Source organism: Solwaraspora sp. WMMA2065 (assembly GCF_030345075.1).
In the GTDB taxonomy this organism is placed as follows: Bacteria; Actinomycetota; Actinomycetes; order Mycobacteriales; family Micromonosporaceae; genus Micromonospora_E.
Genome location: NZ_CP128361.1, coordinates 2,692,322 through 2,706,583 on the forward strand (window position 1 = coordinate 2,692,322; position 14,262 = coordinate 2,706,583).

Genomic DNA, 14,262 nt, shown 5'->3' on the forward strand with positions numbered 1-14,262 from the left:
CTCAGCTCAACCGCGGGATGGTCAGCACCGTGCCGGGACGCAGGTCACGGGGGTTGACGATGCCGTTGGCCGAGGCGATGTGCCGCCACAGGCGCGGATCCCGGTACTCGGCGGCGGCGATGCTGTGCAACGTGTCGTTGCGCCGCACCACCCACGTCTTGTGCACGTCGGACGAGTGCAGCTCACGCTCCTTGAGCTGCGCGTCGGTGAGCGACTCCACAAAGCTGCACGAAACGGTCGCCCGCACCGGCGTGCCGTCGGGCAGGAACATGGTGAACCGTTCGCTGATCTGGGTGAGCACGCCGGTGAAGATGTCGGCGAAGGCACCCCAGGACAGGGTGCACAACGGCGGCCGGTGCAACTCCTTGTCGAACTCGGCCAGCCGGGACACCCGGCCGGTCAGCACGGTCACGTCGGTCGCGTCGCCGGTCTGGAACGGATTGGGTGGTGTCACCATCGAGGTGGCCCGGGCCCACATGGACGACTCCGCTCTCGACTCGTAGGTGTCGAAGAACAGCTCGAGCGACAGCGTCGCGGGCTGCATGGCCGCGAACTCCTGCTGCAGCCCGCTCCACGTCCACGCGCTGCCCTTGCCGGCGCTCTCGTGCGCGTACCAGCTGACCGACCGCGACCGGGTGATCTCGTGTGGATTGAACAGCGCCTCGATCGGGCCGTTGCGATCAAAATCCGCGCCGTCGTGGGCGATGGTCAGTTTCTGCAGTCCTCCGCCACCGGGGCCGAACCCGAGCAGCGCGTTGGCCAGACCCGCCTTGTTGAGGCTCACCGCCGCACCCCCCGACGCTCCGCCTCGACGGCCAACCGGCGCATGATCCGGCCGTGCACCTGTTCGGTGACCTGCCCGACGTCGACCCGCGGGGCCGGCTGAACAGGCAGCTGCGGCACGCCACGGTCGGGACGGGGCGGATCGACCACCGGAGCGCCCGGCCGCTGCCCGCCGACGTCAGGCGCACCGGGTCCGCGGCCGCCGGCACCGACAGCGCGATGCCCGGTCGCCGCTCGCGCGGGGCCGACCATCGACGGGTGGGACGGCCTACCGGCCACCGACGGTACGCCGACGATGCCAGGGACCGGGTGGACCGGCGCGACAGCAGCCACCGCGGACAGCGGAAGCTGTGGCACCGGTCGGGCCGCCGGCGGCCGCGCGGTGACCACCTGGACCGGGGCGCTGGCAGGCGGCCGCTGTCGGGCGACGGACGGCACTCCGGCTGCCGGCCGGGCGGGGCGGTCCGGCGCTGCCGGGACGCGGAAGGTCAGATGAGGTCCACTGGCGGCTCGGCCCGGGGCACCGGTCAACTCGCTCCAGTCGGCCGGGTCGGTGACCGCCGGCCCCGGCACGGCGGTCGGGCGCGGCCGGGCCGTCACGCCCGGGGCGCCCGTCGCAGCAGCCAGGCCAGTCGATGCCGGCCGTCCTGCGGGGCCGGCCCCCGGACCACCGGTGGACAGGGTCGCGGCGACCGCCTTGCGTTGGATCGTCAGCGGCCGGCCGGCGGCGGGCAGGGAGGTCACCGGCGGCGTGGGCCGGCCGGCGACTGCGGAACCGGCCGCGGTCCACACCGGGTTCGGCTCGGCGGCCGGACGCGCCGGTACCAGCGGGCCGGACGCGCCGACGGGCGGTCCGCCGGCCGGGCCGGACGGGCGGCCGTCAACGGAGGGGCGGTCGTCGACGGAGGGGCGGCGGGCGACCACGACCGGTACAGGGTCCACCGGGGCGGTTGGCCCGGTCTCCGTCGGTGCCGGTCCGGCCGCCACCGTCGCCGTACCGGCGGGGGTGGCGGCCCGAGCAGCCGGGCCTGCCGTCCGGGCGCCGACCGGGGCAGGCCCGACGGACGGCGGGGGCGCGGGTCGCGCGTACACGATGGGCGCCGCCGGCCCGGCGTGCTGCTGCGCAGCCACGTCGACGTAGCGCGCGGCGACCTCGGCCAGCGGCAGCCCCGCCGGCATGGTGTGGTGGCGGGTGAGCACGGATCGGGCCTGGCCCAGGTCGACCAGTCCGGGCCGCCGGGCCGGCCGGGACAGCCGGTGGACCAGCGCCGCGTCGAAGGTCGTGTCGTCGTCGTTCATCCGAGGCTCCCGGTCAGCCGACCATGCCGGCCACGCCGTGTGCCAGCGCGGCGGCCTGGCCCAGCAGCGGCTTGGTCAGACCCTCGTGCACCAGCTCCAGCGACTCGAAGCCGACGTCGTCGCCGCTCGCGCTGAAGGTCGGGCCGGTCCAGCGCACCGGCAACGCGTTGCGGAAGTTCCACCACATCACCGGGATCTGCCGCCGGTCGAGCAGCACGATCGTGCCGCTGCGGCGTTGGATGACGCCTCGGGCGGTGTTGTCGTACCAGCCCCACAGACCGCTGAGCGGGCTCAGCCCCTGCCGCAGCACCAGGTGCGCGGGAGTGGCCGCGCCGGGCAACTGGTGGACGAAGCCGTTGACTCCGCCCTCCCGGTAGGATTCCATCTCGATCTGACTTTCCAGGCCACTGACCTCGTTGAACCCGGCCAGCAGCAGGCCTTCGATCTCCACCGCGAAATTGAAGGTCGGAAACGGGTCCGGCAGCCGCAGGCCGGTCCAGTTGCCCACGGCGGCAGGTGCCCAGCTGAGCCCGAGCGGAATCCCGGTCGACATCATCTCCGTGCCCCTCCCTGTTCATTGAGCCGCTCGTTGATCCGGGCGACCTCCGCGACCCAGCGCTGCCGTTCCCGGTGGTCCAGCTGCATGATCTCTTGATATGGCCAGTGAAAGTGATAGGCCAGGTACGCTACTTCCTCGTGCAGCCGGTCCGGGGAGTAGCGCGTCATCCCCCCAGGCTGGGCGGCTCCACTTCGAACGATCCGCTGCAGTGCGGGCAGTCGACCTGCAGCCGGGCGTGTCCGTTGAGGTTGATGCGCTGGTAGAAGTCCTGCAGGTAGGCGAGATCGGCGGAGTAGAGGTTCTCCACCACGTTGGTGTTGACGTACTCCAGGCCGCCCAGCCGGTTGATCACCCGGGCCAGCAGGATGATCACCAGATACCCCGGATTCGACCGTACCCGGGGATCTTTGATCGGCTCGATCTCGTCCAGCGCCGTGGCCATCCGCATGGTCCCCTCGCGGTGCACCGTGCCGTCCGGCGCGACCAGACCGTGCGGCAGGGTGAACGGGAACTCGGTTCGGCGGGCCTCGGCGACCCCGGTCAACTCCACTGATCGACCTCGATACGCTCGCAGGCGAGGGTGAGCTGCTCCACCGCGATCTCGTCGCTGGTCGCGCTCAGGCTGGGTCCGCTCCACGACTTGGGCCAGCAGTCGAACAGATTCCAGGTCACCTTCGGATTGCCCTGCTGGTCGAGCAGGGTGATCGAAACGTTGTGCCGCTCCACGGTGCCCTTCATCACCTTCTGCCGCCACTCCCACAACTTGCTGTCGCTGGTCAGGCCACGGCTGAGGGTGATGTCACCGTAGCTGTTCAGCCCGGGGATCTTGCGCGGCGCCAGGTTCCGGTCCGTACCCTCCCGGTACTCGGCGGCGTTCTGGCTGGTCTCCAGCCCGGAAGCCTCCCGGAAGCCGGCCCGGGTGATGCCGTCCAACTCCACCGCGAAGTTGTACCCGAAGTAGGGATCGAGTCTGTCCACAACCGCACCTCACTGTCTGTCCGCACCGACTGTTGTCCGCACCGGTCACGCCACGCCGACCGTCACCCCGCTCGCGCCGTGGATGACGCGAACGGTGACGAACTCGGCTGGCGCGGTCGGCGCCACTCCGATGTGTGTCACTACCACCCCGGCCTCGATGACCGCAGGTGGGTTCGTCTCGTGGTCGCACTTGACGTAGAACGCCTCGGCGGGCGTACGACCCTGCAGGGCACCACGCTGGAACAGCCCGTCGAGGTACGCGGTGAGCTCCCGCATGATCCGCACCCACAGCCGTACGTCGTTGGGCTCATGGACCAGACCGGTCATGAACCGCTCGATCCAGCGGCCGATGGTGCTCACCAGACGGCGGGTGGTCACGTCCCGCCAGGCCGGGTCGGTGGCGAGGGTACGTGCGCCCCAGACCCGTACGCCCCGGCCGGGCAACGCGCGCAGACAGTTGACCCGCTGCTCGTACAACGTGCCGATCTCGGAATCGGTGAGCTGCACATGCAGGTCGACGACGCCCTCGACCACCGTGTTGGCCGGCGCCTTGTGGACGCCGACCCGCTGGTCGGCGGTGGAGTACACGCCGGCGACGTGCCCGGACGGTGGCAGGTGACGCAACCGACCGTCCGCGCCGGACGCGCCCAGCCACGGGTAGTACAGCGCGCCGAACGCACCGTCGGGCCCGGTCAACGCCGCACACTGTTCGACGATCATCTGCGGATCGATGGCCGGGACGCCGTCGAGCAGCGCGAACCGGTCACCGCGCTGCCGGCAGTGTCGCAGCATCGCCTGCTGCGCCTCGACGACCGGGGTGATGTCCTGGTCGACCGGCCACGGTGCGACGGTGACGATGTCGGGGGCGCAGACGAGGTCGACGTCGTCCAGGTCGTCCAACGTCACCAGCCCGGCCTGCACCGCCTCGACGGGCGACAGCGTCCCGGGCAGCCGGACGATGTGACACAGCGTCCCGCCGTTGTCGAAGAATCCCCGGACCGCGTCGGCCAGGAACCCGTCCGAGGTGTCGCCGGGGGACGCACTGCCGAAGATCGCCTCGAACTGCGGCCACAGGGTCAGCCGCTGCGGGGCGTACGGTCCGGCGGCGGCCCGGCCAAGGAAGGCGGGTACCCCGGTGAGCTGGGTCGGAGGCGGCGGCGGGAACACGTCCTGCCGGTGCACCCCGGGTGTCAGCTGGTGGGTCACGGTCTCGTCCGGTCGTCCGCTACTGGATCCCGCCGGCCCACTGGCTGATCCGGAACACCACGAACTCGGCCGGGCGCACCATCGCCACCCCGATCTCGACCACCAGTTGGCCGGCGTCGCGGACCGCAGCCGGGTTGACGGTCTCGTCGCAGCGTACGTAGAACGCCTGCTCCGGGGTGTTGCCCAGCAACGCTCCGGACGCCCACACGGTGGTCAGGAAGGCACTTACGTTGCGCCGGATCTTCGACCACAGCTCCGGCGCGTTCGGCTCGAAGACGACCCACTGGGTGCCCTCGTCGATCGACTCGCGCAGGAAGTTGAACAGCCGCCGGGAGGGCACGTACCGCCACTCGGCCTGTTCCTTGCCGGCGAGGGTGCGGGCACCCCAGATCGTGATGTTGCCGCCGAACTTGCGGATCACGTTGATGTCGTCCGGGTTGAGCCCGGCCTGCTGCGCTTTGCTGACCAGCGCCTCGACGCCCAGCGCGCCCCGGATCACCTCGTTGGCCGGTGCCTTGTGCACACCCCGCTCGGTGTCCACCCGGGCGTAAACCCCGGCGATGTGCCCGCTCGGCGGCTGGTACACCTTGTTCCCGTCGGCGTCGGTGGCACCCACGTCGATCCACGGGTAGTAGATCGCGCCGTAGCTGCTGTCCCGGACGTCGCCCTGGATCGCTTCCTTGGTCAACGTGGTGGTCTGCCGGCCGTCGAGGATCGCGAACCGGTCCTGCAGGTACTGGTTCTCGCAGTGGTCGAGCAGCGCGGTCTGCACCGCGTCGCTCACCGCGCCGGGGATCGCGACCAGCGCGATCTCGTCGATCGCGGCGAAGGTCTCCAACGCGCCGGCCAGATCCTCGTCCGAGGGTTCGGCGTCGGCGTCGACAGGAGCGACCCGGGTGATCCAGCAGCGGCCACCGCCGTTGTTGAAGAAGCCGTACACCGCGTGGGCGAGGGTGTGGTTGCCCTGCTGAATGTCACCGAAGAGGTTCTTGAACGTCTCCCAGCCGTCCACGAGCTGGGCCTCGCCGGCAGGCGCCACCGAGTGGAAATCGGCTGGCTCGGCCTCACCGGCCGCAGTCACTCCGGAGCGGCCGGGCAGCAGCGGCATCGTGACGTCGTCGGCGACGGCACCGATGAAGCCGGCGGTACTGGTCCCCACACCGGCGATCGGTTTGATGGCCGAGGGGACCTCCTCGACGTACACGCCCGGCGCTAGATACTGCGGCATCTGTGGGTACTCCCCCTCGTCAGGACTCGTGACTCACGCTCTGGCCGACCCGGATGACCGTCCCGGTCACCTCGGGCCCGACCGGCGTGGATTCGAACACGTCGACGCTGAGCGTGACGCTGTAGTGCAGGACCGCCTTGGGCCGACCGCCCATGGCCTGCCAGAACTCGCCGATGCCCTGCAGCTGGCTCTCGGCGGTGACCATCGCGCGCAGCGGTGGCTGCTGGCCGGCAAGGTCGCCCCGCAGGTAGTCGGCGGGAATCTCCCGGTGACGCAGCAGCACCCGCAGTACGTCGCCGAGCAGTCGGTGCTCGTCCTGCGCCGGGTTGGGCGCGCTGTCGTTGGGCCACGCGGTGACCAGATAGGAGCAGTCGACCCGGGCCGGCACCCGCCGCCGGGTGATCATGCCGGATTCCTGCCGGGTGTTCTCCCACTGGTTGGTCCGCAGCTCGTGGTTCTCCCGGACGTCGTAGAGGAAGAACGCGATCGCGGGCAGCGTGACGCCCGACGGCGGGAACTGGTCGTCCGGTGTGGCGAAGCTGACGGTGATCCCGGGCAACGCCAGCTCGCCCTGCACGAGAGCGGCGAGCGACGCGTCCAGATCATGAAACACTGCCCTGTCCCGCCCCCAACTGCGTCCTTCGCGCCGGTCGACAGGTCTACCGGACTGGCGTCCCACGAGCGTCTGCGTCGGCGTCTACCGAACCGCCTCGGTGGATCCAGGGCGACGACCCGGAGGGGCTTGAACTGGCAATTCAGATGCTGACGTGACGTGCAACACACCCAAGTCCGGCCGTCTGGGCCAGCAGGGTCACGAGATGAACAGTCCCCTGAAGAACTCTCCGGCCTTGGTGACCTCCCCCTGTGCGTACCCCTGTCTGGCGCGCAGGCTGTCGCGGACCCGGACCGCCATGTCGGCCCACTCGTTGGGCTGGTACGTGTGCCAGTAGGGATGCCCCTCGGTCTGGGCGAACCGCCGGTTCTCGACGACCACACCGGTCCCCCGCTTGGCTCCCCGACCGACACGAGGAGTGACCAGCTCGACAGCGTTCGCACCACCGTTGGCGGAGACGTCAAAGACCTTGTCACCCGTTCCGGCGAGGACCTCCTCGACCCACTCCCCGCACATCACGTCCAGGGCGATACCACCGATCGCTTCCCTCATGCCCGGAAAGACTGGTTGCACAGATTCACGCCCGGTACGCCCCAGCAGTTCGTCGACGAGCTCGTCGTTGCCAAAGAGCCCCTCAAGCTCGGGATACGAATGGACAATCTGGTTTCTGACCGTGGAGAGTCTCGTCTTGTAGAAGAAGATGCCGGCGTGGTTCTTGTGCAGCGTGGTCCACCGTTTAATCCGACCGATGATGAGATAGTTGATGATGAGGGCGAACAGTCCGCGCGCCTCGGCGAGCGCCCGGTCGCTGTAGTCGCCATCGATGTTGTTCCGGATCCATTGAACGACATCACCAGCTCGCGTGTTGGCCACCCCCATGACGGCCTTGTATGTATCCAACTTGTACTCCGTCGTCCCAGGGGCCGTCGGCTGTGCGCTCCGGTCGGCGAATTCGTCGCCGACCTGGGTGACCGACAGGCCGTAGGTCGCCTGCACATGCCCGTGCGCACCCGTCAGCGTTCCCGCCGGGGCGGTGGAACCGTTCGGATATCCGACGAAATTCACGCCGGCCGGATTCGCGGTCAGGCCGGGGAGACCGTCCAGCGGTACGTTCGTGTTCTGCGTGAGCGCCTGGTTGTCGATGTGCGTCGCCACCTGCACGAGCCGGTTCATGATGCTGCGTACCGTACCCTCGGAATCCTTGAACTCATCCATCGGTCCGGTCACGAGCTCAAGGATCGGGGCCGGCTGGCCGGCGCCACGAAGCGCATCCGGCACCACGGTGGAGTCCAGGTCCGGGGTGTGGTCGACATGCGCCTCGAAACGCCTGCCGCTAGCAACCGCTGTGGCGTTCGCCACGGGCCGGCTCTCCACCCCGCCCTGCCGGCTGAACAACGGCACATGATGGAGTTCCAGCTCGAACCCGAACTTGCGCTGGGCGACGGACGGTCCCGCCGCAGGCGTCGGCCCGGTGGTGCAGGGTCCGGCGGCTCCCTGCTGGACGGTGTGCGTCAGCTCGTGCCCCAGCAGCGCGTCACCCCGCGCGCTGCCCGGCCGGTACTCACTACGGCGTACGAACACGTCGGCGCCGACGGTGAAGGCCCTCGACCCGAGCGTGTCGTTCAGCCGGTCCGACTCGGCACCGACGTGCACCCGTACCCCGCTGAAGTCCGCCCCCGACACCCGCTCCATCCGCTCCCGCACACCGCCGGGCACCGCCCGCCCACCGCTGCCCCGCGCCCGGTCCACCGCCCGCGCGAGGCCAGGATCCGCCGCACCACCGGTAGGCGTGCGCACCCGACCGATCGCCTCCGGGGCACGCTGCACGGACGACCCGAACGCCAGCTGGGAGATCCGGTCCGCCTCCCGCTCGTACGGATCGTCCACCGGCCCGACGTTCAGTTTCGCCTGGATGATCGCCCCCGCGCCACGATTGCCGTACCGCCGCTGCAACGCGTCGCGAGACGCGACGGGTCGACGCGGAGCCGACCCGGACCCGGAGGCCACCACCGGGGACCGGTGCGCCACGCCGCTGTCATGCTGTGCTGAATGCACGTCGAACCCTCCACAGTCTCGTCAGAAGCGCCGATCAGCGGTGAACTTCCCGTTCGGCGGGTCGGTGCCGAGCTCCCCCGCCGACAGAATCTTGCCCATCTTCTGATACTCACGTCTGGTGGCGTGGAACAGATGTGCCATGGTCACCTTGCCACCGTCGGCGGCGGCGAGGAAGGCGCTGGCGAGGGCAATGTTCCGGATGTTCCCGCCCGGCAGATCCACCTGCCGGGCCAGCAGATCCAGGTCGAGGTCGACGTCGAGCGGCGCCCGCTCGGGCCAGACCTGCGCCCAGATGCGGCGGCGGTCCGCCACCTCGGGGACCGGGAAGTCGACGGTGGCGTGCAGCCGGCGGGTGAACGCGTCGTCGAGGTTCTTCCGCAGGTTCGTCGCCAGGATGACCACTCCCTCGTGCTGCTCCATCCGCTGCAGCAGGTAGCTGACCTCCAGGTTGGCGTACCGGTCATGCGCGTCGCGGACCTGGGAACGTTTACCGAACATCGCGTCGGCCTCGTCGAAGAAGAGCACCGCGTTGCTGGTGGCCGCCTCGGCGAAGATCCGGGACAGGTTCTTCTCGGTCTCGCCGATGTACTTGCTCACCACCGTCGACAGGTCGATCCGGTACAGGTCCAGGCCGAGCTCGTGGGCGAGCACGTCGGCGGCCATCGTCTTGCCGGTGCCCGACGGGCCGGCGAACAGCACCGCCAGGCCGCGACCGTTGGCCAGCTTGCGCTCGAACTCCCAGGACTCGTAGACCATCGACCGGTAACGGAGCTGGTTGGCGATCTCCCGCAACTGCTCCATCCGGTCGGCGGGCAGCACGATGTCCGACCAGCCGTAGTGCGGCGTGATCCGCTGCGCCAGGTCGACCAGCTTGCGGTTGGACTGCAGGCGGCACGCCGCGTACAGGTCGTCCTGGGTGACCCGGGGCGCCTCGGGCGTCCGGGCGTACGCCAGGTTGTGAGCGGTCACCGCGGCGTCGCGGATCTGGCCACCGGTGAGCCGGAACTTGCCGGCGGCAGCGGCCAGGTCCAGCACGTCACGGTCCGCCCCGACGAACGCGCCGTCCCAGATGCGCAGCCGCTCGGCGTAGCCGGGTGCGGGGAACTCCAGCCGGACGAAGGTCAGGCCCGCCGGCAGGTCGTCCGGCTCCCATGGCGTGCCACCGGCCAGAAACGCCGGAGCAGGGTGCGCCGGCAGGGTGGACAGCAGCAGCGACAGTCGCGGTCGGGCCGACTCGACGAGTAGGGAGTCGACGTCCGCCCAGCACACCACTGCACCCTGCAGCCGGGCCTCCCGCTCGACCAGGCCAACCAGGGTGGCGAACTCGTCGAACGGGCGGTCGGCCAGCAGATCAGCGGAGACCACCAGCAACGGCGCGTACCAGTGGCGCGCGCACGCCGCCGCGACGCTGCGCCGGCCGACACCGTAGGCCCCCTGGCAATAGACCACCAGGTCGTCGTCGGCGTGCTCGCTCAGCCGGGCCAGTGACGCTCCGAACTCCGCCGGGAAGTGCAGGTCATCGAGGGTCAGGGTCGGTGCGACGATCCGGGCGTACGGCTGAAGCTGCTCGGCGAGGTCGTCGTCTTCCAGCAGGAAACCGACGACCCGTGGTTCCAACCGGAGGTTGTTACCCAGCAGTGAGTGCACCGGTGCGGTCGGGTCCTCTGTCGACGTGATCAGCCGATGCCGCAGCAACGGTGCCGACGGCGCGAACCGGGCTCGCGCGGCCATCCGCGACTGACGGTCCGCGCACAACATCGTGAGAACGAGATCGACCGTCGGCAACCGACGGGTCAGATCGTCGTGCAGGTAGCCGTACAGCCGCTCGTAGCTCCGGTCGATCTCGGGCGCGAGGCAGGCCACGATCACTTCGACGTCGAACGGGGCGAGGTCGAACATCCCGGCCAGCGCCACCAGGCGCAGATGCGCACCGTCTTGGATACCCTGCGCCACCCGCTCACCGATCTCGCGGGACAACTCGTCCAGCCCGGTGCCGGTCTCCGGGTCGTCGTCGGCCGGCGGAACCCAGTCAGGCGCACCGTCCAGCAGCGCGTCGACCTCGGCATCGGAGACGTAGAAGGCGGAGAGCTCGCCAGCGGGTCTACGCTGCGCCCGGCGGACCCGCCTGACCTGCCGGCTCAGCACCAGATCGAGCCGGGCGAGTTCGGCCAGCAGGTGTTCCGTCGAGTTGGCGTACCCCGAAGCGGCCATGGATCCCAGCACCTCGTCCCGGTTGTCCCCGACCGGTACATCATTGCCGCCGGAAGCGGACGGCGCGATCGTGGATACGCCGACAGTCAGCACCGATCGGCCGCGGCCCGGTCGGATGTCCGCCGCCCGGTCCGCCCGGATCTGCTCGTAGAGGACCGTGGTGTCCACCGACGGGCGCACCCCGAACTCCTGGTCCACCACCGAGGTGCACAGTTCGTACTGGCGAAGCGCGGCGATCCGGTCGCCGGCGGCGTAGTGCAGCCGCATCAGCTGGCGGTGGGTCCGCTCGCGCGCCGCGTCGTGGCGCAGCACGGTCTGACCGAGGCCCACGCCCTTGGCGTAGAGACCACGGGCCTCGCAGTAGCCCATGAGCTGTTCCTGCATGGACAGGTAGGTGTCGCGTAGCCGGTCCCGTTTGGCACCGCACCAGTCGTGGTACCAGGTGGCGAGGAGGTCTCCACGGTAGAGATCGAGCGCGTGCTCGATCGCATGGGCCTGGTTGTCGGAGAGCGCTTCGCCGGGCACGTCGCGGACCGCCGCGTAGCTCTGCTCGAACGCGTCAACGTCCAGCCAGCAGGGCGCCTCCGGGTTGATCCGCACCCAGCCGGGGTCGATGACGACGAGTTCGCTCGCCCGGCGCTGGTCGTTCGGCTGGTCCTGCATGCTCGTGTTGAGCCGCCAGAGTGCCTGGCGCAAGTACTTGCGGGCAACGCCGGGCTCGGCGTCCGGCCACAGCAGTTCCGAGATGGATTCGCGAGCGTGCGTCCGGTTCCGATGAATGAGCAGGTAGCCGAACAGCTCGAGAGCCTTGCCCGGCGGCGCACTGAGCGGTTGGCCACGTCGGAGGATCGAGACCTCATCGAAGAGTCTCACCTGCACGACGTGTCTCCTTCGTACCGCAACGGCCCGTCCGGCCGGCCACCGCCGGCGCGGACGTGGGCGCCGCTCGCCGCCGCGTCGCCGCACGTCGTCCCCGGCTCCAGTGCCAATCAGGACATACGGGGGCCACGCTACTCCACGGTGCTTCGACCGGTCATCGCGACTGTCGTCGACCGGCCACTTCGGCTACGGCGACAACCGGGCCGGCAGGTCCTGCCCCGGCCACGGTCTGCGGACCGTCCTGGAAGAAATCGACGTCGAGACCGGCGACCTGGAACAACCGTCACCTTCTGTGATCGGCGACCACAGGGCCGGACTATGGCCGGCCGTCGATCCGATCCCGCACCTAGGCCAGCCACTCCTGTGCCGGAGCCGCAGGAAACATGCGACACAACGCCACCAAATAGGGCGCCGACGAAGTCGAATGGACACGGAAGTAAGCTCGAACGCGCGTTCTATTTTTGTCGCGTAGCCCGACGGAGCACTGCAGCACGGAATAGATTCTCGACTAACCAGCCCCTTCAAGTCAGGTCAGTTTTGACCCGGCCAAAGGGCATCTTCAACGCGCTGTAGACAGTTGCCGCATCAGTCAGAGACGCGCGCCACGTACCGAACTGCCATGGCGTCGGAACGGATGATGTAGCGAGTCGCTTCGAAGGAGAAGCCACCGGAGTCGAAGGAGACGTGCAGCAGGACGATGACCGGCACACCAGGCGGGAGTTTCAGCGCCTCTGCCTCGTCGCGGGTCGGGAATCGGGTAGTGACCTGTTCTCTGATCCGCGCGGTCCGGTATCCGAGTCTTTCGAGGGCAGCGAAGGTCCCACCTGGCCCCAAGTTCAGATCGGTCGCGAGGGCTGAGGTTCCGACGACGCTCGTCGGCAGGTAGGTGTTGCCGAGTTGGACGGGTTCGCCGTCGGCCAGGTACCTGTTCTCTCGGAGAACGACGACGTCGCCCAGGTCCAGGGAGAGCATGGCGGCTACGTCGCGCGGCGCATGCTGTCGGGATACGGCCCGGCATTCGACCAGTGGTGCGCGTCCCTGCATGGTTGCCTCGGCAGCGAACGGTGTCAGGTTCTGTTCCCGCAGGAGGGGGTTGGCATACCGGTCTGGTCCGAGCCGCATGAGCGGTGGCCGGTTACGGACGAAGACGTCGTAGAGCATCGTCGCGACCTGCGCCCATTGGGACGCGCTGACGGGCGCCGGTCCGCCCAGCTGCGCTGGCCACGTCGAGCGCGTTCGCCACGCTTCGACGTCGCGGTCCGGGCCGTTCCCGGACGCTGCGGATCGGAATGGGAATCCGCGTTCCTGGCCATCGGGATGGGCGGTCACGAGTCGCGTGAGCCGACCTTCGGCGTTGAGGCAGGCGTCCAGCGCTTTGGCGAGGTGCAGGCTGGGCGGTTTCTTGCCGTTCTCCACCTCACACAGGTACGAACGCGAAAAGTACGCCTTCTTTGCCAGATCCCGGAACGACATCCCGTGTTCCTGTCGAAGTCTGCGCATCAGTCGGACGAAGTCCGGGTCAACGACGACCATTCCGGTTCCTTCCGAGTGGCAGGGGATCAGAGACCTTGCCCCGTTGAGGTCGGCGCTGTACCAGTGCGACGCCCGCCAGGACCAGGAGCATGCCGAGGACCATGAACGCTGCCACCTGCTCGTTGACGACCAGGAAGCCGAGCACGACCGCGACGACCGGCAGCAGGTACGTGACCGTGGAGGCGAGGGTAGGGCCGTCATCGGTGATGAGCCGGTAGTTGAGCGCGTAGGCGGCCCCGGTGCCGAGGACGCCGAGGATCAGCAGGCTGACCACCGCGTCCAAGCGGAAGTCAGGAGCGGTCAGTCCGCCGAGGGGCAGGGCCAGGATCATCAGGATCGTTCCGGCAGCGAGCTGCGCGGCAGACAGCATGATCGGCGGGATTCCCCGGTTGGTGAGGAACTTGCCCATGTACACGTAGGAGACTCCGTAGCTGGCGGACGCCCCCAGGATCGCCAGCCCTCCCCAGCTGGCGACCTCGCTCGCCGACTCCCACGGCGTGAAGATGACCACCGCGCCGACGAAGCCGAGGGTCAACCCCGCTCCTCGCGACCACGTCGCCGTGCGGTCAGTCCCGACGACGAAGGCGATCAGCGCCGTCCACAGGGGCGTAGTGGCGTTCAGGACCCCGGCGACACCGGAGTCGACGGTCTGCTCACCGATGCCGAACAGGGTGTACGGGATCGCGTTGGCGACCAGTGCCGCGACGAACAGATGCCCCCACGTTGTCCGGTCGGCCGGGAACCGCAGCCCTCGGTGCAGGGCCACGGGGATGAGCACCAGTGCACCGAGGGCCAGGCGGACAAGAACGATCTGCACCGGAGTGAAGCCCCGTAGCGCCAGTTTGATCCAGAGGAACCCTGACCCCCACAGCAGCGCGAGCATCACCAGCCGTATGAGACTGCCTCGACTCATCAGAC

The 14,262-nt window shown here is 69.2% G+C and carries 13 protein-coding genes; all 13 read right to left on the bottom strand.

All coding sequences use genetic code 11. The annotated features are described in order from the left end of the window. Nucleotide 1: 1 nt before the first annotated feature. A complete protein-coding gene (locus tag O7610_RS12125) occupies nucleotides 2-784 on the bottom strand; it encodes a CIS tube protein (RefSeq protein WP_281550859.1) in 783 nt (260 codons plus the stop codon). Beyond that, on the bottom strand, nucleotides 781-2,082 hold the full coding sequence (locus O7610_RS12130; RefSeq protein ID WP_281550860.1) for a hypothetical protein: 1,302 nt from the start codon (nucleotides 2,080-2,082) through the stop codon (nucleotides 781-783). The genes O7610_RS12125 and O7610_RS12130 overlap by 4 nt, the downstream gene beginning before the upstream one ends. Nucleotides 2,083-2,095: 13 nt before the next feature. Next, complete coding sequence (locus tag O7610_RS12135; protein ID WP_281550861.1) at nucleotides 2,096-2,638, bottom strand: phage tail protein; 543 nt, start codon at nucleotides 2,636-2,638, stop codon at nucleotides 2,096-2,098. After that, nucleotides 2,635-2,808 (bottom strand): DUF6760 family protein, encoded by a 174-nt coding sequence (locus O7610_RS12140; protein ID WP_289213310.1) that lies wholly within the window; start codon nucleotides 2,806-2,808, stop codon nucleotides 2,635-2,637. The genes O7610_RS12135 and O7610_RS12140 overlap by 4 nt, the downstream gene beginning before the upstream one ends. Continuing rightward, nucleotides 2,805-3,191 carry a hypothetical protein gene (locus O7610_RS12145; RefSeq protein WP_281550862.1) on the bottom strand — a complete coding sequence of 129 codons (387 nt, stop codon included), beginning with the start codon at nucleotides 3,189-3,191 and terminating at the stop codon, nucleotides 2,805-2,807. The genes O7610_RS12140 and O7610_RS12145 overlap by 4 nt, the downstream gene beginning before the upstream one ends. Continuing rightward, on the bottom strand, nucleotides 3,182-3,619 hold the full coding sequence (locus O7610_RS12150) for a phage tail protein (RefSeq protein WP_281550863.1): 438 nt from the start codon (nucleotides 3,617-3,619) through the stop codon (nucleotides 3,182-3,184). The genes O7610_RS12145 and O7610_RS12150 overlap by 10 nt, the downstream gene beginning before the upstream one ends. Before the next feature lie 45 nt (nucleotides 3,620-3,664). Then, nucleotides 3,665-4,825, bottom strand: a complete 1,161-nt coding sequence (locus O7610_RS12155) for a phage tail sheath family protein (RefSeq protein ID WP_289213311.1) — start codon at nucleotides 4,823-4,825, stop codon at nucleotides 3,665-3,667. Between the two features lie 19 nt (nucleotides 4,826-4,844). Further along, entirely contained in the window at nucleotides 4,845-6,053 is a 1,209-nt protein-coding gene (locus O7610_RS12160) for a phage tail sheath family protein (RefSeq protein ID WP_281550865.1), read from the bottom strand. Between the two features lie 19 nt (nucleotides 6,054-6,072). After that, the gene (locus O7610_RS12165) at nucleotides 6,073-6,666 is read right to left on the bottom strand and encodes a Pvc16 family protein (protein ID WP_281550866.1); all 594 of its coding nucleotides are present in this window, start codon (nucleotides 6,664-6,666) and stop codon (nucleotides 6,073-6,075) included. Nucleotides 6,667-6,864: 198 nt separating this feature from the next. Continuing rightward, nucleotides 6,865-8,370, bottom strand: coding sequence for an eCIS core domain-containing protein (locus O7610_RS12170; RefSeq protein ID WP_289213312.1), 1,506 nt, complete (start codon nucleotides 8,368-8,370; stop codon nucleotides 6,865-6,867). Nucleotides 8,371-8,742: 372 nt separating this feature from the next. Then, nucleotides 8,743-11,811, bottom strand: a complete 3,069-nt coding sequence (locus O7610_RS12175) for an AAA family ATPase (RefSeq protein WP_289213313.1) — start codon at nucleotides 11,809-11,811, stop codon at nucleotides 8,743-8,745. 585 nt (nucleotides 11,812-12,396) lie between these two features. Then, entirely contained in the window at nucleotides 12,397-13,344 is a 948-nt protein-coding gene (locus tag O7610_RS12180; protein ID WP_281550868.1) for a UTRA domain-containing protein, read from the bottom strand. Continuing rightward, complete coding sequence (locus O7610_RS12185; protein WP_281550869.1) at nucleotides 13,331-14,257, bottom strand: DMT family transporter; 927 nt, start codon at nucleotides 14,255-14,257, stop codon at nucleotides 13,331-13,333. The genes O7610_RS12180 and O7610_RS12185 overlap by 14 nt, the downstream gene beginning before the upstream one ends. Nucleotides 14,258-14,262: the final 5 nt, after the last annotated feature.

Excerpts from the sequence above, each read along its gene's own strand:
- O7610_RS12130 (WP_281550860.1), bottom strand. The coding sequence starts at position 2,082 with ATGAACGACGACGACACGACCTTCGACGCGGCGCTGGTCCACCGGCTG.
- O7610_RS12135 (WP_281550861.1), bottom strand. The coding sequence starts at position 2,638 with ATGATGTCGACCGGGATTCCGCTCGGGCTCAGCTGGGCACCTGCCGCC.
- O7610_RS12140 (WP_289213310.1), bottom strand. The coding sequence starts at position 2,808 with ATGACGCGCTACTCCCCGGACCGGCTGCACGAGGAAGTAGCGTACCTG.
- O7610_RS12160 (WP_281550865.1), bottom strand. The coding sequence starts at position 6,053 with ATGCCGCAGTATCTAGCGCCGGGCGTGTACGTCGAGGAGGTCCCCTCG.
- O7610_RS12180 (WP_281550868.1), bottom strand. The coding sequence starts at position 13,344 with ATGGTCGTCGTTGACCCGGACTTCGTCCGACTGATGCGCAGACTTCGA.
- O7610_RS12185 (WP_281550869.1), bottom strand. The coding sequence starts at position 14,257 with ATGAGTCGAGGCAGTCTCATACGGCTGGTGATGCTCGCGCTGCTGTGG.